At 62.9% G+C, this 23,684-nt stretch carries 23 protein-coding genes; 16 read left to right on the top strand and 7 right to left on the bottom strand.

Features of this window, described 5'->3' with window-relative positions:
• Positions 1-613: 613 nt before the first annotated feature.
• Positions 614-907 carry a hypothetical protein gene (locus ACH2EI_RS04530; protein WP_395153200.1) on the bottom strand — a complete coding sequence of 98 codons (294 nt, stop codon included), beginning with the start codon at positions 905-907 and terminating at the stop codon, positions 614-616.
• A gap of 120 nt (positions 908-1,027) precedes the next feature.
• Entirely contained in the window at positions 1,028-2,047 is a 1,020-nt protein-coding gene (locus ACH2EI_RS04535) for an amidohydrolase family protein (RefSeq protein WP_395153201.1), read from the bottom strand.
• Between the two features lie 83 nt (positions 2,048-2,130).
• Between ACH2EI_RS04535 and ACH2EI_RS04540 the strand changes: the two genes are divergently transcribed.
• Positions 2,131-2,346 (top strand): hypothetical protein, encoded by a 216-nt coding sequence (locus tag ACH2EI_RS04540; protein ID WP_395153202.1) that lies wholly within the window; start codon positions 2,131-2,133, stop codon positions 2,344-2,346.
• Between the two features lie 420 nt (positions 2,347-2,766).
• On the opposite strand, the gene ACH2EI_RS04545 is transcribed toward ACH2EI_RS04540, so the two are convergent.
• Together ACH2EI_RS04545 and ACH2EI_RS04550 are read right to left on the bottom strand one after the other, a co-directional pair.
• Positions 2,767-3,366, bottom strand: a complete 600-nt coding sequence (locus ACH2EI_RS04545) for a carboxymuconolactone decarboxylase family protein (RefSeq protein ID WP_395153203.1) — start codon at positions 3,364-3,366, stop codon at positions 2,767-2,769.
• A gap of 70 nt (positions 3,367-3,436) precedes the next feature.
• On the bottom strand, positions 3,437-4,255 hold the full coding sequence (locus tag ACH2EI_RS04550; RefSeq protein ID WP_395153204.1) for an alpha/beta hydrolase: 819 nt from the start codon (positions 4,253-4,255) through the stop codon (positions 3,437-3,439).
• 88 nt (positions 4,256-4,343) lie between these two features.
• Between ACH2EI_RS04550 and ACH2EI_RS04555 the strand changes: the two genes are divergently transcribed.
• Complete coding sequence (locus ACH2EI_RS04555) at positions 4,344-6,668, top strand: arylsulfatase (protein ID WP_395153205.1); 2,325 nt, start codon at positions 4,344-4,346, stop codon at positions 6,666-6,668.
• Between the two features lie 71 nt (positions 6,669-6,739).
• Positions 6,740-7,729, top strand: a complete 990-nt coding sequence (locus tag ACH2EI_RS04560; protein WP_395153206.1) for a Gfo/Idh/MocA family protein — start codon at positions 6,740-6,742, stop codon at positions 7,727-7,729.
• Positions 7,730-7,793: 64 nt separating this feature from the next.
• Here ACH2EI_RS04560 and ACH2EI_RS04565 read toward each other — a convergent pair whose 3' ends face one another.
• Positions 7,794-9,485, bottom strand: coding sequence for a wax ester/triacylglycerol synthase family O-acyltransferase (locus tag ACH2EI_RS04565; protein ID WP_395153207.1), 1,692 nt, complete (start codon positions 9,483-9,485; stop codon positions 7,794-7,796).
• Between the two features lie 166 nt (positions 9,486-9,651).
• Between ACH2EI_RS04565 and ACH2EI_RS04570 the strand changes: the two genes are divergently transcribed.
• The 6 genes from ACH2EI_RS04570 (at position 9,652) to ACH2EI_RS04595 (ending at position 14,740) form a co-directional block, all read left to right on the top strand.
• A complete protein-coding gene (locus ACH2EI_RS04570) occupies positions 9,652-10,245 on the top strand; it encodes a hypothetical protein (RefSeq protein ID WP_395153208.1) in 594 nt (197 codons plus the stop codon).
• Positions 10,246-10,365: 120 nt separating this feature from the next.
• Positions 10,366-11,442, top strand: a complete 1,077-nt coding sequence (phnD, locus tag ACH2EI_RS04575; RefSeq protein WP_395153209.1) for a phosphate/phosphite/phosphonate ABC transporter substrate-binding protein — start codon at positions 10,366-10,368, stop codon at positions 11,440-11,442.
• 95 nt (positions 11,443-11,537) lie between these two features.
• Positions 11,538-12,314: a phosphonate ABC transporter ATP-binding protein gene (phnC, locus tag ACH2EI_RS04580; protein ID WP_395153210.1), complete on the top strand. Its 777-nt coding sequence runs from the start codon at positions 11,538-11,540 to the stop codon at positions 12,312-12,314.
• A gap of 14 nt (positions 12,315-12,328) precedes the next feature.
• Positions 12,329-13,138: a phosphonate ABC transporter, permease protein PhnE gene (gene phnE / locus ACH2EI_RS04585; protein WP_395153211.1), complete on the top strand. Its 810-nt coding sequence runs from the start codon at positions 12,329-12,331 to the stop codon at positions 13,136-13,138.
• Positions 13,138-14,088 carry a phosphonate ABC transporter, permease protein PhnE gene (phnE, locus tag ACH2EI_RS04590; protein WP_395159256.1) on the top strand — a complete coding sequence of 317 codons (951 nt, stop codon included), beginning with the start codon at positions 13,138-13,140 and terminating at the stop codon, positions 14,086-14,088. The genes phnE (ACH2EI_RS04585) and phnE (ACH2EI_RS04590) overlap by 1 nt, the downstream gene beginning before the upstream one ends.
• Entirely contained in the window at positions 14,078-14,740 is a 663-nt protein-coding gene (locus ACH2EI_RS04595; RefSeq protein WP_395153213.1) for a hypothetical protein, read from the top strand. Before phnE (ACH2EI_RS04590) ends, ACH2EI_RS04595 begins: the two co-directional genes overlap by 11 nt.
• 45 nt (positions 14,741-14,785) lie before the next feature.
• On the opposite strand, the gene ACH2EI_RS04600 is transcribed toward ACH2EI_RS04595, so the two are convergent.
• Positions 14,786-15,103 (bottom strand): hypothetical protein, encoded by a 318-nt coding sequence (locus ACH2EI_RS04600; RefSeq protein ID WP_395153214.1) that lies wholly within the window; start codon positions 15,101-15,103, stop codon positions 14,786-14,788.
• Between the two features lie 95 nt (positions 15,104-15,198).
• Between ACH2EI_RS04600 and ACH2EI_RS04605 the strand changes: the two genes are divergently transcribed.
• The 3 genes from ACH2EI_RS04605 (at position 15,199) to ACH2EI_RS04615 (ending at position 18,490) form a co-directional block, all read left to right on the top strand.
• A complete protein-coding gene (locus ACH2EI_RS04605) occupies positions 15,199-16,008 on the top strand; it encodes a VIT1/CCC1 transporter family protein (protein WP_395153215.1) in 810 nt (269 codons plus the stop codon).
• On the top strand, positions 16,008-17,216 hold the full coding sequence (locus tag ACH2EI_RS04610) for a phosphatidylserine/phosphatidylglycerophosphate/cardiolipin synthase family protein (RefSeq protein WP_395159258.1): 1,209 nt from the start codon (positions 16,008-16,010) through the stop codon (positions 17,214-17,216). The genes ACH2EI_RS04605 and ACH2EI_RS04610 overlap by 1 nt, the downstream gene beginning before the upstream one ends.
• Before the next feature lie 77 nt (positions 17,217-17,293).
• Positions 17,294-18,490, top strand: coding sequence for a peptidoglycan DD-metalloendopeptidase family protein (locus ACH2EI_RS04615; protein WP_395153217.1), 1,197 nt, complete (start codon positions 17,294-17,296; stop codon positions 18,488-18,490).
• Between the two features lie 54 nt (positions 18,491-18,544).
• On the opposite strand, the gene ACH2EI_RS04620 is transcribed toward ACH2EI_RS04615, so the two are convergent.
• The gene (locus ACH2EI_RS04620; RefSeq protein WP_395153218.1) at positions 18,545-19,717 is read right to left on the bottom strand and encodes an acyl-CoA dehydrogenase family protein; all 1,173 of its coding nucleotides are present in this window, start codon (positions 19,715-19,717) and stop codon (positions 18,545-18,547) included.
• A gap of 192 nt (positions 19,718-19,909) precedes the next feature.
• On the opposite strand from ACH2EI_RS04620, the gene ACH2EI_RS04625 reads away from it, so the two are divergent.
• The 4 genes from ACH2EI_RS04625 (at position 19,910) to ACH2EI_RS04640 (ending at position 23,684) form a co-directional block, all read left to right on the top strand.
• Positions 19,910-21,559: a methylmalonyl-CoA mutase gene (locus ACH2EI_RS04625; protein ID WP_395153219.1), complete on the top strand. Its 1,650-nt coding sequence runs from the start codon at positions 19,910-19,912 to the stop codon at positions 21,557-21,559.
• Between the two features lie 334 nt (positions 21,560-21,893).
• Complete coding sequence (locus ACH2EI_RS04630) at positions 21,894-22,259, top strand: hypothetical protein (protein ID WP_395153220.1); 366 nt, start codon at positions 21,894-21,896, stop codon at positions 22,257-22,259.
• A 71-nt stretch (positions 22,260-22,330) separates the two neighbouring features.
• Positions 22,331-22,903 (top strand): sigma-70 family RNA polymerase sigma factor, encoded by a 573-nt coding sequence (locus ACH2EI_RS04635; RefSeq protein ID WP_395153221.1) that lies wholly within the window; start codon positions 22,331-22,333, stop codon positions 22,901-22,903.
• Entirely contained in the window at positions 22,896-23,684 is a 789-nt protein-coding gene (locus tag ACH2EI_RS04640; RefSeq protein ID WP_395159260.1) for an anti-sigma factor, read from the top strand. The genes ACH2EI_RS04635 and ACH2EI_RS04640 overlap by 8 nt, the downstream gene beginning before the upstream one ends.

Here is a 23,684-nt window from a genome sequence, read left to right on the forward strand (position 1 = left end):
CGGCCCAACGCGTCACGCTCAGGCCAGCATTGAGGTGGCTCTGCGGTGCGTGTGAAGGCACAAAAATTTTGAAGAAATCTTGGAGTATCTGGGGTCGCTCACCCCCTCGCCGAAGCGAGTCCATACTCCGGAAGTCGGCGAGGTATCGGCAGTCGCCGTGCTCGTGACGCCGAGGCTGTCCAACTGTCGCACGAGCGCGATTGCGGCGCCGCGCCCAACTCGAGATGGTGAGACTCTGCGGCTCTTGCGGGGCTGCCCCGTGGAGGAAGGTTGGCCGGTCGCTGAGACCGTCCTTTGGGTGCAGGTAGCAACGGGCCGAGCGGACGGCGTGCGCTTGCCGTTGGATGTTCAGGCACCCTCTGGCCAATACGGCTGTTGCGTTCTGGTCTGAAGTCAGATTTGTCTGCTTCCACATACCGTCGGGGGTCTCTGTCTTCGTCAACTGTTCGGCGCCTGTTTGGCGCGTCCGGCGTGTTGTGTTTGGTTGCTTCGGCAGCAGTGGTTGGGTCGGTTGTTGCCGCCGGCCAGATACTTGCGTTGCCGGGACCGCCAGCATCAACGGTGCCACTACTGGTGATGATGGCATCACGTGTTTCATGGTGCACACATTCAGCTACGGGCTCTTCACGCCGCTGGTTTCGTTGCGCCAGATCGCGGCCGTGAACGCGAGGAGTCGATACAAAATGCGGGCGCAGACGCCTTCGGGTTTTCGGCCACCGTGGCGTTCCAAGTCGAGCTGGGCCTTCAAGGTCTGGTTGACCGATTCGATGACCTGGCGGAATGGTTTCAGGAATCGGGTGTGCAGTCGTTCCGTCTTCTCTGAGCGCGCCTTCGGTCGGATCAGTGTGATGCCGGCGTCGTTGAGTTCGGCCTCGAACGCAGCAGATCGGCAGCCCTTGTCATCCATCAACACCGGACCTGTCCGATTGACGACAACACCGCGTCGACGCCATATGTGATGAGAACGACGGTCTTGCTTCGCGAAGTCGTGGAATATGGAAGGCAAGCCTGGCGCCGCGGAGGCCGATCAGGCTGCGTTGTCGGCGATGGCGCGCATGATCTCGCGGGCGACATCGCAGATGCAACCGGCGCCCCCGGGATCAGTGATCGAGGCGAGTGCGCCGGGGCCGCGAGTCGTGGCGAGCGAGGCGCGTCCGGCGACGCCTGCCGGGACGGGGAACCATCGGCCTTGGAAGACGGTGCCGATGACGGCGATGCCATCGAGGTCGAGTGGCGCAACGGTGAGCGGGTTCTGGTCGACGATCGTGAAGTTGGCGATCTTGCCGACCTCGCCGAACTTGTCAGCGAAACCGACCGGGTAGTACGGATTCGAGCTCACCACACATCGGAGCTTGTCGATCCGATCGATCTGCGCTTCCGTCGAGTTCGCGAAGTGCACGATCACCGTGCGGTGATCGATGCGCGGGTGCTCTCGCATCCGGCGCTCAATCGTGTCGAGCACGACTTCCAAGCCAAGGTCGCCGTTCACGTGGATGTGAATCTGGAAGCCAGCCTCCCAGTACAGCTTGGTGCGCTCCTCGAACATCTCGGGCGTCAGGATCCACTCGCCGTGATGATGCGGATTCGGATTGCCCTCACGGTCGAGGTATGGGTCCTTCATCTGCATCAGTTGGCTGATGATCGCGCCGTCGGCGAACAGCTTGACCTGCTTCGGGTAGAAGGCCAGCTTGCCGGTGCCAGGTGCGCCGTCGGGTGCCATCTGGAACTGCTTCTCAGCGCGGGCCAGCGTCTCGTCGTGCGGCATGAGCTGCTCGGCCGGGCCACGTCCGTCGGTGAGGAAGTAGCTGAAGAACGGCGTGTCGTCGTCGCCGAGGATCTGCTGATACATCTCCCACGCACCAGGCACCAGAATCGCGCCGGGCTCGTTGAACGCCGTGACGCCGTTCTGATGGAGGTACCGGACCATCTGACGTAGCCCGCGTTCGAGGCGTTCGGGGCTGAACAACATCGGAGCCAGGAGACGGAACAGCAGGTTGAAGAAACCGCGTTCCCAGAAGTGACCGGACTCGATGTCGGCAGTCGCCAAGACCTCCGGGTCGACGCCCGCACCCCAGCCATCGTCGAAGACACCGAGCGCCTGGAGGCCCCGGCCGTGTTGAGGTAGAACTCGTGACAGGAGCGCTGCCAGACGCCGATCGGGCGGGTCGCGCTCACCAAGTCGAGCACGTGGCGGTTGAGCTCACCGTGCCAGAGCTGGTGGTAGCCCCACGAGAACAGCCACTCGTCGTCGGCGGCACCATCCACGCGCATCCGCTCGCCAGCCCCGGACAACTTCGCGATGTACTCCTCGTTCGAATGCGCCGCGGGATAGCTGCGGTCGGGTAACACCCAGTCTTCGGTTGCGATGACTTCAGTTGCCAGCGTCGTGGCGCCGAGGATTGGGTGCAGATGCTGATCGATCAGGCCCGGAAGCATCACGCTCTCGGCAAACGTCGTGTCGACCGTGTGCACTCGATCGCCGAGGTCAGCAATCACGTCGTGAAGCGATCCGACGGCAACGATCAGCCCGTCTTGCACCGCCACCGCCTGCGCCGTCGACATCTCATCATCGACCGTGACGACCGACGCCGCCGAAAACACTGTGATCATCACGACAGCCTCGCGCGTCGCTCAGCCCCACATGATTGCCAGCGTTCCAGCGGCGTCACAGTTTCGTCGTCACACTTTGGTCTGACCGGAGCGTGACAGTCTTGTCACACTTTGGTCTGACCGGAGCGTCACTTTGGTCTGACCGGAGCGTGACAGTCAGTGCGTCAGTGAGCGATGGTTACCGGGGGTCCAGCCGCGATCGGCGAGGACCTTTTCTCCGAAGGCAGCGGGGCTCGATTCGAGCGTCGTGGCGAGCGTGTCGTTCCACCGGTTGAGGTAGCCGAACATCGACATCACTGCGACGATCGCTGCGAGCTGATCATCGGTGTAGAACGCTCGCGCGTCGTTGAACATCTCGTCGGTTGCACTGTTCGGAACGCTGCCGCCTGCCTGCGCGATCCGAAGCGCGGCCCGCTCGGCATCGTCAAAGAGATCGTTCGTTTCGTACTCCCAGATGACAGCGAGCTTCTCGGCTGGCACGCCCATCCGTTCGGCGGTGTGGCCGGTGTGGGCTTGGCAATACTGGCAACCTGCCGCCGTGCTGGCGACGTGCGCGACCATCTGGGCAAGGGGGACGGGGATCAGCCCGTTGCCCAGCACTGCCGCGCCGAGCCCTTGGAACGCCGCGAGCAGGCCGGGCACCCGTGCCATCGTCGGCATCGAGTTCGGCACGAACCCCATCATCTGCTCAACGAGGGCCAACCCCTCCTCGTGCTCAGCCAGGTCAGTGCTCGCGAGCGGTTCGATACGTGCCATGTGCCGAACGTAGTAGTTGGACCCGCGGCGCTCGGCACCTCCGAGCCAAAGGCGAGTCGAGCGATCGCGCTCAGGCGACCGAGGTGGCGTCGCCGGGCAGACGATCGACGTCGAGATCGTCGGAGTTCGGGTATGCCCCGCGCATCCAGAGCGGCGCCCGGAAATGACTCCATTCGCCCTCGGCCTGAGCAAGCCGATCGGCGACGGCGAACAGCGCCGAATTGTTGAACCCGAGGCCGCAGTGACTTCCGTAGACACGGATGTTCTCGGCGCGTTCAGTGCGTCGCGTGAGTGCTGTTTGCCAGTGCACCACGCCGTCGGTCTTCGAGTAGATCGAGGTCGACGGCACCTCGAGATGCGGGAGGTAGCCAGCGCGAACACTGCGCGACGTGGCGAAATCCGGCGAATGCAGCCGCTGGAGACGCTTCCAGATCATCTGCGCCGAAGAACCGTCTTCGGCGACCATCTGGATCGGGCTGCCGAGGGTGATCACTTGACGGATCTTGTCGGGAGCGGCACGCGCCAGCTCGCGAGCAAAGATGCCCCCGAGGCTCCAACCGACGATCGACACCGGTGCTTCAGCCTGCGCATGCACACGTTCGAGCAGCGCACCGAGACCTTCGAGGATCTCCGGCGTTGGCCCGAGGTTGTTGCCAAGACGCCACCCATGGGAGTGGTACCCGAGGTCGCGCAGCAGGTGGCGAAGCGGCCTCGTGGATCCGTCGCCAGCAGTGAACCCGGGAAGGACGATCACGTGGTGGCCGTCGCCCTTCGGCATCCGCCGCAGCAGTGGGAGCGCCACGCTCATCGCAACGCGCTCGCTGAATGCGCGGTATTCGAGTGCCAGCATCCATGCCGGCGGTGCACTGATGTTTGTTTTCGTTGCCATCGACTCCCCAGTCGTCCGCAAGGATTGAGCGGTCAACTCAACGTAGTACACGTTCGGTCAGGGGACGTAGGTCTGGCACGCTGGGGCAATGGACGCAATTTCGAATCCGCCAATGGACCAGCTCCCACCTGAGCCGACTCCGTTCCGCGGCGTCGTCAACGACACGTATGCCGAGTCGACTCCCGAGTGGCCGCCCCCGCTCCGACCCCCTGCTGGCGCTCCGAACATCATTGTCATCATGGTGGACGACCTCGGCTTCGGACAACTGTCGTGCTTCGGCGGCCCGATCGAGGCGCCCCACCTGTCGGCACTTGCCGCTCAGGGGTTGCGGTACACGAACTTCCACACGACTGCGTTGTGCTCGCCGAGCCGCGCTGCGCTGCTCACTGGCCGCAACCATCACTCGGTCGGCTTCGCCACCATTGCCGAAATGGCGAGCGGCTTCCCCGGCGCCAATGCGTTCCTCCCGAAGAGTGCTGCGTCGATTGCCGAAGTGTTGAAGCAAACCGGCTACTCCACCTATTGCGCTGGCAAATGGCACCTGACGCCGACCTCAGAGCAAACCGCAGCAGGCCCGTTCGACCGCTGGCCACTCGGGCTGGGTTTCGAACGTTTCCACGGCTTCCTACCCGGCGAAGTCGACCAGTGGCATCCGATGCTGACCGTCGACAACCATCGCGTCGAAACGCCGACATCCGGGAGGAAGAACCCCGACGGATCGACGAACGATTACCACGTCAGCGAAGACATCGTCGATGCTTCGATTCGCATGCTGCGTGACCAGCAGCAGGTGTCGTCCGGTCGTCCGTTCTTCCTGTATCTCCCCTTCGGCGCGCCGCACTGCCCCTTCCACGCTCCACCCGAATTCATCGACCACTACGCCGGCCGTTTCGACGATGGGTGGGACGTCCATCGCCAGGCCACATACGAGCGCCAGCTGGAGATGGGCATCATCCCCGAGGGGACCGACCTCCCGCCACGCAGCAGCGCAGTGCCGGCATGGGACACACTCGACGCCGACGCGCAGCGCCTTTATGCCCGGCTGCAAGAAACGTTCTGCGGCTTCGTCGATCACACCGATGCGCAGATCGGTCGGCTGATGGACGCGCTGCACGAATTGGATGTCACTGACGACACCGTCGTGATCTTCCTGTCAGACAACGGAGCATCGGCCGAAGGCGGCAAACACGGCACGACCAACACCGAGCGGTTCCGAAACATGATGTTTATGGAGGTCGACGAGATGCTCGACGACATCGCGCACATGGGCAGCCGGCACACCGACCCGCATTACCCGATTGGATGGAGTCAGGCGGGCAATGCGCCGTTCCAAAGGTGGAAGCGTGACACACATCGCGGCGGCAACACCGACCCAATGATCGTGCACTGGCCGGCCAAAATCCCCGACTCCGACCAGGGCGCGATTCGCACCCAGTACCACCACATCACCGACCTCTACCCAACGTTGCTCGAAATAGCTGGGCTGCCGGTTCCGACACGAGTCAACGGTGTCGATCAACAGCCACTCGAAGGGCACAGCTTCGCCCCCACGATCAGCAACGGTGACACACCGAACGTCAAGACGACGCAGTACTACGAGATGTTGGGCAGCCGCGCCATCTGGCACGACGGCTGGACTGCGGTCACCTGGCATCAGCCCGGGACCGACTGGGGCGATGACCCGTGGGAGTTGTACCACCAGGATGTCGATTACAGCCAGGCCCACGACCTTGCTGGCGAGTACCCGGACAAGCTTGCCAAGCTGGTCGCACTCTGGTGGGACGAGGCGCGTGCGCACAACGTCCTGCCCCTCGACGACCGCGGCCGCGAACGATTTATCGACCCGCTTCGGCCAACCGCGTCGGAGGACCGGGAGGTGTATCGCTACTTCCCGGGCAGTACGCCGATCCCCAACCCGTCACTCCCCCTCATCTTGAACTGCCCGCACTCGCTCACCGCCCACCTCACGTTTTCCGACGGCGACGAGGGCGTGATCGTCTGCCAGGGCGGCGAGCTGGCCGGCTGGTCGTTTTTCGTCCAGAACGGTCGAGCGCATTACGTCCACAACGTCTTGAAGATCGAAATGTCTGAGCTCGTCAGCGCGGAGCCGCTCCCGACCGGGCAGCCGATCGAGGTCCGCGTCGACTACGAACCCATCGAGCAGGGTTGGGGGCGCGCAGTCATGTCGGTCGACGGCGCTGTGGTCGCAACGAATGACCGGATGCGAATCACCCCGATGGGTTACTCGATGGTGCAAGAAGGCTTCGCGATCGGCAAGAGTTGGGGTACGCCTGTCGCCTACGCGCACTACCAAGGCCCGTACGAGTTCACCGGCGATCTGCGCGTCGTCGAGCTACGCACCGATCCCACCGGCCAGGTCTGGACGCCGCGACCCGACTGGAAAACAGAGTAGCTCGCTGTCACGCCGAGGTCACGCCGAGGTCAGACCAAAGTGTGACAAGACGGCTCAGTAGTGTCTGTCCGATGCTGCGCTGGGCTGCCCTCGGGACCGGATTCATCACGAACACGATGGTCGCGGCAATCGAACAGAGCCCCGGCTCCCGGCTCGATGTCGTGGCAGGTCGCTCGCCCGAACGAACCGAAGCGTTTCGAGCCCAGCACGGTATTGATCGCGCCCTCAGCCTCGAGGCAGCAGTCAGTGATCCGCGCATCGACGCGGTGTACATCGGTACGCCGAACCATGCGCATCACGAACTCGCCATCACTGCCGCACGCTCCGGCAAGGCGGTGCTGTCTGAGAAGTCGCTGACGCGGTCGATGGCAACCGCTCACGAACTCGTCGACGGCGTTCGAGGCACCAACGCCTTCTTTGTCGAGGGATTGATGTACCTCGCGCATCCGCTGTACCAGACAGTTGTCGAAGTTCTCAGCGACGGCCGGCTCGGAAAACTGCGTTCGGTCAGCGGCCGGTATGCGGCGAACATTCGGCATGTGGTCAACGCTGCGGGCGGCGGCACGTTGTACAACATTGGCTGCTATCCGACGTCGCTCCTCCACCTCGTCGTCCAAACGATGTGCGGACCGAATGCCTTCGGCGAACGTTCGCACGCCGCGTTTGGAACGCGGAACAACGACGGCAATGTTTCCGACACGGCGATCTCGATCCGCTTCGACAACGGTGTTCTCGCCAGCCTCCAATCGACCGACGACTACGGCATGGCGCACGCGTTCACGATCACCGGCAGCAACGGCAGCCTGACTTTCGATACCAACCCCTGGTTACCTGTCGCTGGCCGCAACCAACTCACGTGGCAGCCCTTCGATGGCGACGCCGAGGTGATCGTGGTCAACGACGATCACGATGCGTTCTTTCACCAGGTGCAGATGGTCGAACGCCATCTCACAGCGGGCGACACCGAAGCAGCCCGCCCGAGCCCGCGGCTTGACGATTCACTTGAAATCATGCAACTCCTCGCCGACTGGGAGGCTGCTATCCCTCCGATCTCGAACTGACCGCCGACGTCGCACCGACGATATGACCTCGGTGTGACGTCGTGCTGCGACGATGGCCGTTGAATTACTTTTTCTTCCCCGCAGGCTTTTTTGCAGGCGCCTTCTTCTTCGGCGTCGACTTCTTTGCAGCAGTCTTCTTCTTGACGGGTGCCTTCTTGGCAGCGGTTCGCTTGCGCGGCTGCATTTCCGTAGCGGCGCGATCAGCGATCATCTCCTTGACGACTCCGCTGCTCGCCGGAACAGCGTCGACTCCGTCACCGCCGTGACGCATCAGCTTCGGGCCAGGCTCAACAGCCCACTCGGCACCAGTTGCCTCGAACAGGCGAGCGATCTCGTCAATGTGGAGGTCGACGAGGTGCCAGAGGTCGGGGATCAGCTCACGGTCGGAGATCAGACCGAAGTCGAGTCGGTCTTGGTAGCTGTGCACCGTGATATTCAGGCCGACGCCGTCGGAGATCGTCGAAACCGGAATGTAGGCATCGAGCTTCGCTCCGGCGAAGTACAGCGCCTCGCGGGGTCCTGGCACGTTCGAGATCACGACGTTGATTGGCGAATTCACGCGATCGGCAAGTTTGAGTCGTGACACCAGCCGAATCGCCGAGGCTGCGACGACCGGAGATGTGTAGTCGGCTGCCTCGCCGAGCGTGTCGGCGGGGACGAGGTCGAGCTGGCCCTTTGCTGCGTTCATCGCGTCACGACACAACGCAACGCGTTCGATCGGGTCGTCACAATACGTCGGCAGATCGGCGACGATTGCGGACACGCGGTTCGTCCACGGATCCTCTTCCTGACCGGTTCGGATCGACACGGGCACCATTGCTCGCAACGGCCCCTCGGGCAGCTGATCTTTCTCGATGAGATACTCGCGAAGCGCTCCGGTGCAGATTGCCATCACAACATCGTTCAAGGTGCCGCCGGTGGCGTCCTTCAAACGCTTGAGGTTTGACAGGTCAGCAGACCGCATCGCGAACCGACGGTGCGGCGTGACCGACTTGTTCCACGGCGTCTGCGGTGCCGGCGTCAGCGGGAAACGCACCGACGCACTCGAATCACCGGATGGCCCTGCCGTGATCGAGCCGAGCGTCTTGCGAACTTGGGTTGCGAGCCCACTCACGCTTGTCACGCCCATCGAATCGGCGAGATCACGCAACACGCTCAGCGAGAGGCGCATGCCCTTGACCGGATTGAGAGCGAGGTTCTTCGCCGCAGCTTGCAGCATCTCGGCGCGGCTCGGCGGTTGCTCGCCGACCCACTCGCGATGTTCGAGTGGGTAAATCGCGTCACGCGAATCGTCGGTGAACATCTTCAACATGATCACGCCGGAGGCGCCGTCGATCGTGGCGTGATGAGTCTTCTGTAACAGCGCCCAACGACCGTCGGCAAGACCTTCAATCACATAGGCCTCCCACAGAGGCCGCGAACGATCCATCCGACGACCCACGATGCGTGCGACCTGTTCGGCGAGCTGATCAGCAGCGCCCGGCGGCGCGAGACCGATGTGGCGAACGTGGAAGTCGAGGTCGAAGTCGGCGTCTTCGACCCAGTACGGCCGGTCGAGTTCGAACGGCACTTCGACGACCTTGCGTCGAAGTGGTTCGAGATGGCCAACCATGATCCCGAGTCGATTGCGGACCTCAGTGAACGGATCAAAGTCAGGCGACGGCCGCTCGTAGATCGACAACCCGTTGACGTGCCCGTACGTGTTCGCTGTTTCCATCAGCAAGAAGCTGACGTCCATTCCGGTCAGTTGTTTCATCACACCCCATCGATTGGCCAGCTGCAGCATCGCCCCCCGCTGTGACAAATGTCAAACCAGCGCGCGGCAACCCCTGCAGCAAATGGGGATCCATCAAAGAGGGACCCTCTACAGAGTGAAACAGAGTGAAATGGTGATTTGACGGGTCGGATGCAAACATGCAGTCATGGCACGTCATTCCCTCCGACTCGGCATAGACCTCGACGGCGTCGTAGCTGACTTCAACGCTGGCTGGACCGCGTTACACAACGCCGAGTTCGGGGGATCGCTGACGCCCGACCTCGTCACGACATGGAACGGACTGCACACATTGGGCGGGTTCGACGACATGAAGGCGTTCTGGGAGTGGGCTCGGGGCAACGAACATCGGCCATCGATCTTTCGCCATCTCGCACTCCTCCCCGAGGCGTTGGAAACACTCAATGTGTTGAGCGGTGATGGCCATCGCATCGTGATCGTGTCGACCAAGCCTGACTGGGCCGTTCACGAGACACTTCACTGGCTCGCCGACAACGCGATCCCCACCCGCGAAGTTCACCTCACCTTCCAGAAGGCAGAGGTCCAATGCGACGTCTATCTCGATGATGCCCCGCACGTCTTGGCCGAGTTGGCTCAACACCATCCCAACGCTGTCGTGTGCCGGTTCGTCCGTCCCTGGAACAAGCCGATTGCGGGCACCGTTGACGTCACCAGCTGGCCGGAGTTTCACGCAGTCGTTACCGAGGCGTCACATCGCCGCGTGACGCAGGCGCCGCAGTGACGTACCCTCGGAAGGCATCCTGCAGCGGCGAGGTCGTGCGGCCCATCGTAAACAGGGGAGAGAGGCAAACGCCAAGCATCGACAACCTGTCGGTACACCAAACACCGGAAAGACGTGACCATGAAACGATCCACAACGAAGCGTTCATTCGTCGCCCTCGCAGCAGCCACTTCTCTGGTACTCGCAGCGTGCGGTAGCGACAATGACTCCGCCTCCACGACTGATGCACCGGTCGCGACCGAGGCATCAGTTGACGCTGAAGCGCCAGCCGACACCGCGGCCCTGGCCGACGACGTCGACCGTGAAGGTTGGCCCCAGAAGCTCGTCTTCACACTCACCCCGAGCCAGGAAACCGGCGGCCTCATCGAGACCGCTCAGCCGCTCGCCGACATGCTCAGCGAGCGCCTCGGAATCGAAATCGAAGCACTCGTCCCGACCGACTACTCGGGCGTCATCGTCGCGCTCGAATCCGGCCAGGCACAGATTGCTGGTGGCCTTGGGCCGCGCCAAATGGTGCAGGCCGAAGAGCAGGCCGGCGCCCAGCTGATCCTGCAGTCTGAGCGCTTCGGTTCACTGCTGTACGTCACCCAGTGGTTCACCAATGACCCCGACACGTACTGCGATGACACACCTGTCGCCGACGAAAACGGCTTCCTGTTCTGCAACGGCGTCCTCGACGCCGAAAGCGCAGCTGACGGCCCAATCGGCGCCGACAAGCTGGCACTGCTCACAGGCCAGACCGTGTCGTTCGTCGACCAAGGTTCAACCTCGGGCTACGCCATCCCGGCACTTCAACTCGTCGACGCAGGCATCGACCCGATCGATGACATTGACGGCTTGTTCGCCGGCGGTCACGACAGCTCGGTGCAGGCCGTCTACGACGGTGACGCCGTCGTCGGTGTGTCGTTCAACGATGCCCGCGGCCAGATCGAAGAGACCAGCCCCGACGTTGGCCAGAAGGTCGTCGTGTTTGGTTGGTCCGGCCCGATCCCAAACGACGGTTTCGCCGTTGCCGGTGACCTCCCCGAATCCCTCGTGAAGGCCATCACCGACGCATTCACCGACATCGCAGCCACCGAAGAGGGCGCCACAGTCCTCGACGAGCTCTACAACATCGACGGCCTTGTGCCGGTCGACTCGGCTGACTTCGACGTCATCCGTGAGCTCGAAATCAAGCTCGGCGACGTCCTCCAGTGAGCTGATCCGCCAGAGTTGCGTATGGGGTCAGACCCCATACGCAACTCTGGCATGATCACCCCGTCCGTAACCCCAACGTCCAGGTCTCGTCATCCATGATTCGTTTCAGCAATGCCAGCGTCACCTACCCCAACGGGGTCTCGGCGATGAAAGACCTCGACCTCGAAATTGCTGACGGGGAGTTCGTCGTCATCGTTGGCCTGTCCGGCGCCGGCAAGTCGACGCTGATCCGGGCAGTCAACGGCCTCGTCCCGCTTACTTCCGGCGAGCTGAACGTCAACGGTCACGACGTCCACGCCCTCAACCGTGCCGGCCTCCGCGACCTGCGCTCTGACATCGGCATGATTTTCCAGGGCTTCAACCTGGTCGATCGCACCACTGTCTTGAAGAACGTCCTGATGGGCCGACTCCACGAAGTGCCAACGTGGCGCACCTTGATCGGTAAGTACCCCCAGGCCGACATCGACATTGCAGCCCGTGCGCTCGCACGTGTCGAGATCATCGAGAAGACCTACACCCGCGCTTCTGATCTGTCCGGTGGTCAACGCCAGCGCGTCGGCATTGCCCGAGCGCTCGCACAGGACCCGTCGATCATCCTCGCCGACGAGCCCGTTGCCTCACTCGACCCGCCGACAAGCCACGTCGTCATGCGCTACTTGCAGCAGATCTGCCGCGAACTCGGCATCACCACGATCGTCAACTTGCACTTCCTCGACCTCGCCACCACCTACGCCGACCGCATCATTGGCCTACGTGATGGTGTCCTCGTGTTCGATGGCCCCGGCAGCGAATGCGACGACACCGTGTTCGAGAGCATCTACGGACGCAGCCTCACGGCCGACGACACGATGACCAAACACGGCGCGCTCTAGCCGCCAGCATTCTCATGACCACCCTCGACGACGCGCCACCACCAGTGCTTCCAGCAAAACCCGGGGTGTCGACGTTCGCCGTCGGCGGTGCGCTCATCGCTGCTGCACTCACGATCGTCACGGCGCGCAGCGTCGGGTTCTCGCTCAGCGAGATCATCACCAACTTCACCCGCAAGAACTCACCCGCCGAAGGCCTTCTCCACCCTGACTGGGGTCAGATCTGGTCACGTCGCTCGCGCACGGCGTTCATCGAGACGCTGCAGCTCGCGGTGATCGGTACCGCCATTGGCGCCACCTCTGCACTTCCGCTGGCCCTCTGGTCGACCACCTTCGGCAACCCGAATCGTTGGCTCCGCATGTTGGTGCGCAGCTGCAACAACGTCATCCGGTCGATTCCCGATCTGCTGTGGGCGCTCCTCTTCGTCACAGCAGTGGGCATCGGCGCACTCAGCGGCCTACTCGCGCTCTTCTTCTTCTCGCTCGCCGTCACCACCAAGCTCACGTCGGACACGCTCGATGGCATCGACATGGGCCCGATCGAAGCAGCCAACGCGTCGGGGGCCAGCCTCACGCAGATGCTGCGAACAGCAGTTGTACCCCAGATCCTGCCGTCGTACACGTCGTTCGTGCTCTACAACTTCGAATTGAACCTGCGCGCTTCGGCCGTCCTCGGCCTCGTCGGTGCCGGCGGCATCGGGCAACGGATCGAGTTCTTCCGGGGCGCCGGCCGGTGGGAAGAACTGTGGGGCCTCGTCTTCATGTTCTTCCTCGTGGTCTTCATCGTCGAACGCATCTCGGTCACCCTCCGCCGGAGGCTCATCTAATGACCGGTTCAAAACTGCGGTCAAAACTGCGGTCCAAGCTGCGGTCCAAGCTGCGCGTCGGCCTGATGCCGACACCGCCCAACCAGCCAGCGGGCGTCGAATTGCCGAACAAGCCGGTGGCGACATTCCGGTGGGTCTCGACAGCACTCGCGTTGACGCTGGTGCTGTGGTCCGTGCTCAAGATTGACGCCAAGTGGTCGCGGCTCATCGACGCGCCCGGCGACATGTGGACACTCTGTACGGTCATGTTCTCGAGCATGGAGGCCAACAAGATCGGCGGGCTTCTCGGCAAGATGTGGGAGTCGATCGCCATTGCCTGGCTCGGCACCCTCATCGCTGCACTGTTCGCAGTGCCGCTGTCGTTTCTCGCCGCAGAGAACCTCGTCGGCCGACCGATTGCCTGGGTCACACGCCAGATCTTCAACGTGCTTCGAGCCATCCCCGAGATCATCTTGGCATTGGCGTTCATCCCGATCTTCGGGCTCAAGCCAATGGCAGGGGTCCTCGCCATCGGCGTGGGTTCGGTCGGCACGCTCGGCAAGTTGTTCTACGAGATCATTGAGGGCATCAACAAGGGTCCGGTCGAAGCCGCTGACGCCGTCGGCGCCTCACGGCTGCAGCGTCTGCGCTGGGGTGTGCTGCCGCAGGTGACTCCCGAGATCACGTCGTTCCTCCTCTATCGATTCGAGGTCAACATCCGAGCTTCAGCCGTCCTCGGCCTCGTCGGCGCAGGCGGCATCGGCTCGGCACTCGCCCAGGCGCTGTCGTTCAAAGATTTCGGCACTGCCGGGCTCGGGTTGATCATCGTGGTGCTCGGCACGATTGCCGTCGACACGATCTCTGGTGCGGCACGTCGCCGTATCGTGGCCGGATCACCTCGAATCGTCAAGCCTGACCTCAACGATCCAACGCAGTCCGAGACAAGAGTGGATGTTTTCCGTGGCAATTGATCCCTCAAGTCCAGCAGAGTTCATCCTTGGCGTCGACCTCGACGGGGTCGTGGCCGACCACACGTTCCGGTTCCGCGAGATCATGGCCGAACTCCGCGGCGTCGACCCAGAGACCATGCCGCTCGAGCGTTCGTGGGACTTCGGCGAATGGGGCATTGAACCCGACGAGTACGCCCACTTCCATCGCATCGCGGTGATGGAACACGACATGTTCGCCACGATGCGGGTCATCGACGGAGCCGCCGAAGCGCTGTGGCGCCTCAGTGACGCCGGCGTCTGGATCCGCATCATCACGCACCGGCTCTACACGCACTGGGGTCATGCCAAGGCGATTGCCGACACAGCCAACTGGCTCGACACCCATCGCATCCCGTACCGCGACCTCTGCTTCCTCGGCAAGAAGCCGCAGGTCGAAGCCGATGCTTACATCGATGACGCGCCACACAACATCGAACAATTGCGTGCAGCCGGCAACACCGTCATCACCTTCGAGCAGCCGTACAACCGCGACATCGAAGGCTTGCGAGCTGTCAACTGGCGTGAGGTCGAGGCAATCGTCACCGGCCTGGCCGCACAGCACGTCGGCCAGTTCGAGGCGCAACTCCCTGGGATTGATGCCGGTTCCGACCGCCTCACCCGCAACCGCGACTGACGACCGCAAGTTTGGCCGCGCCTGCCGCCCGTACTGACGCTCAGTTCACGAAGTGCACGCCAACTGTGCCGCGATCACTTCAATCTGCTCGACCCCTTCCAGCCCCATCTCGTACTTGTCGCCGGGGTACCCGAGCGAGGGTCTGCTGCAAAGCCCTGCTGACAGTGCGGCTTCGGCCCGCGGGTTCGTCAGGTTCGCCGCGGGGTTGAGCTGGACACACTCGTCGGCGTCGGTCGCCCGGTTCTGCTGTGTCAGCTCATCGATTCGGGCAAGGACCTCATCGCCGGACGCCGACGCCGCAGCCAAACTGATCGACTGGACAGAGCCCTCAAGAGCGGCCGAGACCCACTGGCGTTCGCACATCACCCGAACAGTACGAGCCCAGCCTGGTTGCCTGTCACATTTTGGTCTGACCGGAGCGTGACACGACCGACGGATTTCGCAGTACCTTGACAACTATGAGCGAGCAGGTCACCGACCACTCTTCACCGGATCCTTCTGACCACGACCACGACGACGACCACGACCACGACCATTCCCACGACCACGACCACGACCACGACCACGGGCCCGGCTATATGGTCCACCGTCATCGTGATGTCACTGGTGGCACGGTGCGCGCTGCCGTGTTCGGCGTCAGCGACGGCCTGGTCTCCAATGTGGCGTTGATTTTGGGTGTGGCCGCCGCCGCCTCGACCCGCTCGAACGTGCTGGTTGCGGGCGTTGCCGGCTTACTCGCAGGCTCGGCTTCGATGGCCGCTGGCGAGTACGTGTCAATGAAGGCTCAGGCCGAACTGGTCGAACGCGAACTCGCAATCGAGAAGCGATCCATCGCCAAGCAGCCCGAGATGGAAACACGCGAGCTTGCAGCCATTTATCGGCGGCGTGGAGCGGACGCCGAAACGGCGAAGCGCATGGCCGAGCAGGTCCACCAAGACCCTGACATCGCCCTTGACGTGCACGCTCGTGAAGAACTGGGCGTCGACCCCGACGGGACCGGCAACCCGACCGCCGCCGCGATCAGCTCGTTCTTCGCGTTTGCCATCGGCGCATTGATCCCGCTCTTCCCCTGGTTCTTCATCGAGGGCAACGCAGCGGTCATTGCGTCGGCCGTCCTCGGCCTCATCGCAGCCACCACCGTCGGTGCGGTGTTGGCCCGGTTCACCGAACGCTCAATGCTTCGAACCGCAGGCCGACAGGTCGGCTGGGCCGTGGTTGCCTGCTCCGTCACCTGGGTGATCGGTAGCTGGCTGGGCGCTGTCGTCTGATGGGCGTGTCGCAAGTGGGCGACACCCCTGAATCTGATGCAGTGGCGACCACCCGCGAGTGGGTCGACCGTGTGCACTCGCTCCTCGGCCTGCACGCCACAGAGGGCAACTCGATCGAGGTGCTGCGCAACGGCGACGAGATTTTCGCCGCCATGCTCGATGCGATCAACAACGCCGAACGAACAGTCAACATCGTCACGTTTGTCTTCTGGACCGGCCATGTTGCCGACCGGTTCGCCCGAGCGCTCGCCGGCGCGGCCAATCGTGGCTGCCGTGTGCGCGTCCTGATCGACGCACTCGCCGAACGAAAGCTCGACGACGGCCTCGTGTCGGTGATGAAAGGGGCAGGCTGCGACCTTCGCTGGTTCCGGCCGTTCACCGACGAGAAGATCCCGCAGCTCAACGGAGCGAACAACCGCACGCATCGCAAGATCCTCGTCGTCGACGGCAGCGCCGGTTTTATCGGCGGTGTCGGGATCGCCGACGAATGGTCGGGCAACGCTCGGAACGAGAACGAATACCGCGACACACATCTTCGTGTCCGAGGCCCTGCTGTCGCCGGCCTCGAGGCCGGCTTCATCGACAATTGGGCAGACCACAACCACAGCGGATTTGACCCCATGTCCGAACCGCTCATCGACATGACACCGGCAGGCGACTCCACCTGTGTCGTCGTCCAGGCCGCCGCCGAAAACGGATCGAACGACATCTGGCGGTTGATGATCACCTTGATCGCCTGTGCGCAACACCGCATCAGGATTGCGTCGGCCTACTTCAACCCCGGTGTCCAGCTGTCGCAAGAGCTCATCAACGCTGTCGATCGCGGCGTCTCCGTCGAAATCATGCTGCCGGGAAAGTACGCCGACAAACGATTCATCCAGATCGCCGGCGAGGCGTCGTACCAACGCCTTCTCGATGCCGGTGTCGTGATTCGCACCTATGAGGTGTCGATGATGCATGCCAAGGTGATGACCGTTGACGGCACCGTGGCATCGGTCGGATCGGCCAACTTCAACCAGCGTTCGCTGCGTCACGACGACGAAGCGAATATCGTCATCTTTGACCCCGCCGTCGTGCAGGTGCTGGACGAACACCTCGACGAAGACCTCGAGAACACGATCCTCCTCGACCCGGCACAGTGGGCCGAACGAGGCATGTTGCAACGTGTTGCCGAGCGCGTATCTGAAACCGTGAATCACTGGCTCTGACCAGCGGCGCAACAAAAGCGGGACGGAATCGCGAACCGCCCCCATCTCGCGCTCCGTGCGAACTACCGTGAGTGCCCGTGTTGCCGTCCGCCTGCTACCGACTTCCGCGTCGCCGCGCTCGTCTCGGGCGACCAACGCTGCCCCGAGTCGCTTCGGTAATCATCGCTGTGGCACTCGGTCTCGCTACCGTCGGTGACGGGTCGACCGTCGGAGCTGACCATGGCAGCGAAGAGGCCAAACAAGCAGCGCGCGAGATCCAGGCAGCACGTGACCGCGCAAATGACGCAGCCCAGGCCTTGTTCGATGCAGAGTCGGCAATCGACACGCTGACTATCGAGATCGCCGAAACCGAAGCCGAGCTTGCAGCGGTCGAAAAAGAAGCCAACCAGATGCAGACGTCACTCGAGGCGTCGGCGATCCGGCGGTTCACCCAGTCGGGCGGTTCAAGCTTCCTGCTTCTCGGCGATTTTTCCGATGCGACCAACCAGCTGACCGCTGACGTGCTCGCCGCTGTGACGATCGAGACCGCGAACGTCGAACTCGACGACTTCGCCGCCATCATCGTCGACGTCGACGCAACTCGTAGAAAGCTCGAACAGCAGAAGGCACAGCAAACCGCAGCGCAACAGAATTTCACCGAGTTGGAGAAGCAGGCCGAGGCCCAGATCGTCCAGCTCCAAGAAATCGAATCGCAACGCGTGATCGACGATGCAATCGAGCACGAGCTGCAACGGCAGCGCGCAGAACGCGCCCGCCAAGACGCGGCTGCGGCGAAAGTTACTGCCGCCCAGCAGCAGGCCGCGGCGGCAAGCGCCGGCTCCGGTGGCGGGTCCACCACCAGCAGCTCAGGCGGCGGTGCGGTATCAACACCGCCACCGTCCAATGCGGGGAGAGGCATGGTCTGTCCAATTGCTGGCAACTACGGGTTCGCCGACACGTGGGGCGCTCCACGCTCGGGTGGTCGGAGCCATCAGGGGGTCGACATGATCGCGGCGCCGGGTGTGCCGATCATCGCTGTCGAAGCAGGAATCGTTCGATTCTCCAGCAACCGTCTTGGCGGCAACGCTGCCTGGCTCGCTGGGAACAGCGGGACAAAGTACTACTACGCGCACCTCAGTAGCTATGTGGGCAGCAGCGGGTCGGTCTCGCAAGGCCAACAGATCGGCTACAACGGCCAAACGGGCAACGCCGGCACACCCCATCTGCACTTCGAAGTACACCCAGGTGGAGGGCGAGCCGTCAACCCGTACCCGTACGTCCGCGCCGTCTGCTGAAAATTCGACTTCCGCATCGGCGACGAGCGGGTGCGAGCCAACATCAGAGGAAATTCAGTACGACTTGGGCAGGCCGAGCACGTTCTGCGCGATGTAGTTCAGGGTCATCTCCTGGCTGACCGGCGCGAGCCGCTGCAACCGCGCTTCGCGCCAGTACCGCTCGACTTGATACTCCACTGCATAGCCAAGTCCTCCGTGCGTCTGAACCGCCTGGTCAGCTGCGAAATAAGATGCCTCAGCCGCCAAATACTTGGCCGTGTTCGCCTGCTCACCGCACTCGAGGCCGGCGTCATACCGCTCGGCTGCTACCGCCATCATCGTGTACGCCGCTTGCAGTTCCATGTGCGCCTTGGCAAGCGGATGTGAGATCGCCTGGTTCTGACCGATCGGCCGACCGAACACCTCGCGTTCTTTGGCATAACTGATTGCCCGCTGCAGGGCAACCTCGCCGATGCCACACGCCATCGAAGCGAGCAGGATCCGCTCAGCGTTGAGCCCATGCAAGATGTGCTGGAAGCCGCGCCCGCGCTCGCCGACCATTCGCCATCCTTCGACCGGCAGCTCGTCATAAGCGACTTCGCATGATGCCACGGCGTTGCGACCAAGCTTCGGAATCGGTGCGATGTCGCAGTACTTCGGGTCAAGGTCGACGAGGAACAGCGACAATCCGCCGAAGCCTTGACCCGGCTCACCATCGGTCCGAGCAAGGAGCAGGCAGACCTCCGATTCGAGTGCCTTCGATGTCCAGATCTTGCGACCTGAGATGACAAAGCCGCCCATCCCGTCTTCAACTGCGCGAGTCGAGATCCGGCTGGTGTCGGTCCCTGCATCGGGTTCGGTCACACCAAACGCAACGTGGAGGTCGCCTGCAGCCGCACGCGGCAGAAACGTGTCCTTCAGCTGCTCGTTGCCGAACTTGATCACAGGTGCGAGGCCGAACATAGTGAGGTGGATGGCGGTCGAACCGTTCATCGCCGCGCCTGAGGCAGCCACGCGATTGAGGACGAGCGCGCCCTCAGCAATGCCCTGCCCTCCGCCGCCGTACTGCTCGGGGATCGCGATGCCAACCCAACCCCCGGCCGCCATGGCATCGTAAAAGTCCCAGGGGAACTCGTGCGCCTGGTCTTTGGCCGACCAGTACTCGTCGCCGAAGTCGCGACAGACCCGGTCGACGCCCTCGATGATCGCTGCGTGATGCGTTGAGTGCTGCGTTGAGTTGAGAGCCATGCCGTGCCGAGTTTGCCAGCTCATCGGTCGGCGAGGCGAGCCCCCGCCCCCTGTCAACCAAGACAGCCTCCGCGCCCCCAGATTTTGTGTGAGCGAAAGCGGCAACCGACGGCGCTATCGCTCACGCAAAACCGGGGCACGCTGAGCGACCCGGCTCGGCGAGCGGGCCACAACTGGCCTAGCGTTGCAACAATGGTCGCATCGCAAGAACCGTCGAATCGGCAACAGTGGGAAGAAGCCTTTAGCGCCTCGAAACTGACACCGGGTACCCACGCCACGATGTCAGGCATCCCACTCAAGCCCGTCTACGGCCCAGACGATGGGGAGTTCCCCGGTCAGTACCCGTACACACGCGGCCCCTACGCATCGATGTACCGGTCGAAGCTCTGGACCATGCGCATGTTTGCTGGGTTCGGCACCGCCGAAGATACGAACTGGCGTTTCAAGGAGATCATCAACTCCGGTGGCACCGGTCTGTCGACGGCATTCGACATGCCGACGCTGCTTGGCCTGGATTCCGATCACGAAATGTCAGTCGGCGAGGTCGGACGCTGCGGCGTCGCCATCGACACGATTGCCGACATGTCCGACCTCTACGCCGGGATCGACCTCGGTCAGATCACCACGTCGATGACGATCAACTCGCCGGCGGCTGTGATCTTTGCCATGTTCATCGCACAGGCCGAGCAGGCAGGCATCCCCCGAGCCCAGCTCGGCGGCACCCTCCAGAACGACATCTTGAAGGAATACCAGGCGCAGAAGGAGTACGTGTTCCCGCCGCGCCAGTCGATGCGCCTCGTGCGCGACACAATCGACTTCACCGCCGCCGAAATGCCCCGTTGGCATTCCATCTCGATCTCCGGTTACCACATCCGAGAGGCCGGATCGACTGCTGCTGAAGAGCTCGCCTTCACCCTCGCCAACGGCTTCGCCTACGTCGAGTTGGCGATGCAGGCAGGGCTGGACGTCGACGCATTCGCGCCACGACTCAGCTTCTTCTTCAACGCCCACATCGATTTCTTCGAAGAAATCGCGAAGTATCGGGCAGCCCGCCGCATCTGGGCACGCTGGATGAAAGAGCGATATGGCGCTGCAAACGAACGCTCGATGCAGCTCCGCTTCCACACCCAGACCGCCGGCGTGTCGCTCACCGCACAGCAGCCTGAGGTCAACATTGTCCGTACCGCGATCGAAGCCTTGGCGGGCGTTCTCGGCGGCAGCCAGTCGTTGCACACCAACTCGATGGACGAGGCAATGGCGCTCCCGACCGAGAAAGCCGCACGCATCGCGCTCCGTACCCAGCAGGTCATTGCTCACGAGACCAACGTCGCGAGCGTCGCCGACCCGCTCGGCGGCAGTTACTTCGTCGAAGAACTGACCGATGAAATGGAACGTCAGGCCGAGGAACTGTTTGTGTATCTCGATGACATCGGCAACGGGTCGATGCTTGAAGGAGCCATCCAGGGCATCGAAGAAAACTGGTTCCAGGGTCGCATTGCGGACTCCGCATATGAGCTCGAGCGGCGACTGAACGCTGGCGATCACATCCGCGTCGGTGTCACCGCGTTCCGCGAAGGCAATGACGACGCCCAGATCGACCTGCTCCGAATCTCGAACGAAGACGAGACGAAGCAGCGCAAGCGACTGAGCCAGGTCCGTCAAGATCGTGACCAAGCAGCGGTCGACGCATCGTTGGCACGGGTCAGCGCTGACGCCGCGGACCCTGAGGTCAATCTGATGCCCGCGCTCATCGACGCCGTGAAGTCGTACGCCACACTCGGCGAGGTCATGAGCACGATGGAAGCCGAATTTGGACGCCACGTCGAAGTTCCAGTCATCTGACCCCGTGACCTGAGCCGGCGACCTGGCCCCGTGACCTGAGCCACGCTGAACAATTGAAAGGCGAGGAGGATGAGGGCCCCTTGTCTTTCGCGTTCTCGACGCATCCGTTCGCGTCTGCAACACGTCGACCAACGCAGGGTTGTGTGATCCAACGGTCAGTGGCGGACGAACCACTTGTATGAGGTCGTCGCGGCGCACTGGAGTTCGGACCACCGTTGTCAGTCCAGCCGACCCACGGGCAACAGGTGCGTACGCACAGTTCGCCGAGTCTCCGTCCCCCGAGACGCTGTCTTCTGCGATCGCTCGATTTCTCGATATTCAGTACTCCCTGTCCGTGACGGGCCGCGTCGGGGCCCCGGGCTCGCTGCGCTACTCCAGCCTCGTCGAACTCGCCACACTCCGATCCGATGGCACCTTTGGTGTTTCGTTCCGCGATCTACTGGCTGCTGTCCACCTGGACATCAGTGCCGAGGTACTGGTCGTCGCTGATGACCACGGCCGATCGTTTGCCGTCCCGGTCCGTCACGCCCTCGAGTTCGAGGGCTCCCAGTTGACACTCGGAACGTGCCGATCAGCACATCGCCGCGCCGACGGTGGACCGGTCCGGCTCGACATCACTGGTTGGACCACTCCGGCCGAACCACTTGCCGTTGAGTCCATCGAAGCACTGACCTTTCTGGAGTTCCTCGGATGCTCGTAACTGTCATCCACGGAGCGAATGCGTTCGAACCGGTCGCGACCGCCCCGCACCCGTGGCATCATGAACCCTCGGTGAACATTTCAATCGATACAAGCGTGTTGCTTGAACGTGTCGGAGCTGGTGACGAGTCCGCTTTTAGCGAGCTGTACGACGCTCTGGCGCCAAAGGTTTTCGCTGTAGTTCGCCGAGTGCTTCGCGATCCTGCAATGTCTGAAGAAGTGCTGCAAGAAGTCTTCGTCGAGCTGTGGAAAACCGCAGCCACCTACGACAGAAGCCGGGCGACGGCAGCCACGTTCACTGTCACGATCGCCCGGCGCCGGGCCGTCGACCGGGTGCGCCGAGAACAGTCGCAACGCAACCGAATCGAATCGTTGCAGGCCCAACGCAACGACGAGCAGGGCCCTCTCGAAGACGACGTGGTTACTTCGCTCGATGGCGAACGAGTGCGGCGGGCACTCGCCACGTTGCCCGAGGACCAGCGCGAGGTGATTACGCTGGCATTTATCGACGGATTGGCACACGGTGCCATCGCTGAACTGCTCGGGCTCCCGCTCGGCACGGTCAAAGGCCGGGCGCGCGGGGGCCTCAAACGGCTGCGTGGAGAGCTTGGACTGCGTGGAGAGCTTGGAGAGCTTCATGAGTGACGACATCAACACCCGAATCGATGAACTCCTCGTCCTGGCAGCACTTGGCGAGTTGAGCGAAACGGACGACGCTGAACTCAATGACGCCCTGGCCGCTGATAGCGCTCTCGCCGCCGAGCTTGCTGCTGATCTCGCCGTCGCGGCGCAGTTGCAGAGCATTGCCGAGGTCGCTCCACCAGCCGCTGTGAAGCAGTTCGTCATGGATGCCATCACAGGTGTTGCCCAGGATGCGGGCCCCGTGGCAAACGATGCGGGCCCCGTGGCAAACGATGCGGGCCCCGTGGCAAACGATGCGGGCCCCGTGGCGCCGACGCTCGCGACGGCTCCCCCGGCCGTCCCGATCGGTTCGGCCCGAAGCCGTCGCTGGCAGCCGCTCGCAGCCGCTGCTGCCGTCGCCATGCTGCTGGTCGGCGGCCTCGTCGCGTTCTCTCGAGATGCTGACCGGAGCCAGTTCGATGCCGTTGCCGGGGCAAGCGATGCACAACGTCGCACGTTGAGTGGCGGGCTCGGCGGCACGTTGGACGTCGTGTGGTCACCGAGTGCTCAGACGTTCGTCCTCGCTGGCTCGGGCATTCCTGTACTGACCGATGACGAGACGTATCAGTTGTGGCTCATCGATACGGCTGGCGCTGTCTCGATCGGAATCTTCCGGCCGGATGCCGACGGAGAGGTCGAACGGGTCTTCACCGATATCGATCCCTCAGACTTTGTTGTCGGTGTGACGGTGGAGCCGGCGGGTGGTAGCAAGCGACCGACGCTTCCTGTCGTCGCCTCAGCGTGA

Source organism: Ilumatobacter sp., assembly GCF_041688325.1.
Taxonomy (GTDB): Bacteria; Actinomycetota; Acidimicrobiia; order Acidimicrobiales; family Ilumatobacteraceae; genus Ilumatobacter_A.

Bases quoted from the DNA above. Each gene is read 5' to 3' on its own strand.
- ACH2EI_RS04530 (WP_395153200.1), bottom strand. From the start codon at position 907: ATGGATGACAAGGGCTGCCGATCTGCTGCGTTCGAGGCCGAACTCAAC.
- ACH2EI_RS04545 (WP_395153203.1), bottom strand. From the start codon at position 3,366: ATGGCACGTATCGAACCGCTCGCGAGCACTGACCTGGCTGAGCACGAG.
- ACH2EI_RS04550 (WP_395153204.1), bottom strand. From the start codon at position 4,255: ATGGCAACGAAAACAAACATCAGTGCACCGCCGGCATGGATGCTGGCA.
- ACH2EI_RS04555 (WP_395153205.1), top strand. From the start codon at position 4,344: ATGGACGCAATTTCGAATCCGCCAATGGACCAGCTCCCACCTGAGCCG.
- ACH2EI_RS04560 (WP_395153206.1), top strand. From the start codon at position 6,740: ATGCTGCGCTGGGCTGCCCTCGGGACCGGATTCATCACGAACACGATG.
- ACH2EI_RS04565 (WP_395153207.1), bottom strand. From the start codon at position 9,485: ATGAAACAACTGACCGGAATGGACGTCAGCTTCTTGCTGATGGAAACA.
- ACH2EI_RS04570 (WP_395153208.1), top strand. From the start codon at position 9,652: ATGGCACGTCATTCCCTCCGACTCGGCATAGACCTCGACGGCGTCGTA.
- phnD (WP_395153209.1), top strand. From the start codon at position 10,366: ATGAAACGATCCACAACGAAGCGTTCATTCGTCGCCCTCGCAGCAGCC.
- phnC (WP_395153210.1), top strand. From the start codon at position 11,538: ATGATTCGTTTCAGCAATGCCAGCGTCACCTACCCCAACGGGGTCTCG.
- phnE (WP_395153211.1), top strand. From the start codon at position 12,329: ATGACCACCCTCGACGACGCGCCACCACCAGTGCTTCCAGCAAAACCC.
- phnE (WP_395159256.1), top strand. From the start codon at position 13,138: ATGACCGGTTCAAAACTGCGGTCAAAACTGCGGTCCAAGCTGCGGTCC.
- ACH2EI_RS04600 (WP_395153214.1), bottom strand. From the start codon at position 15,103: ATGTGCGAACGCCAGTGGGTCTCGGCCGCTCTTGAGGGCTCTGTCCAG.
- ACH2EI_RS04605 (WP_395153215.1), top strand. From the start codon at position 15,199: ATGAGCGAGCAGGTCACCGACCACTCTTCACCGGATCCTTCTGACCAC.
- ACH2EI_RS04610 (WP_395159258.1), top strand. From the start codon at position 16,008: ATGGGCGTGTCGCAAGTGGGCGACACCCCTGAATCTGATGCAGTGGCG.
- ACH2EI_RS04620 (WP_395153218.1), bottom strand. From the start codon at position 19,717: ATGGCTCTCAACTCAACGCAGCACTCAACGCATCACGCAGCGATCATC.
- ACH2EI_RS04625 (WP_395153219.1), top strand. From the start codon at position 19,910: ATGGTCGCATCGCAAGAACCGTCGAATCGGCAACAGTGGGAAGAAGCC.
- ACH2EI_RS04640 (WP_395159260.1), top strand. From the start codon at position 22,896: ATGAGTGACGACATCAACACCCGAATCGATGAACTCCTCGTCCTGGCA.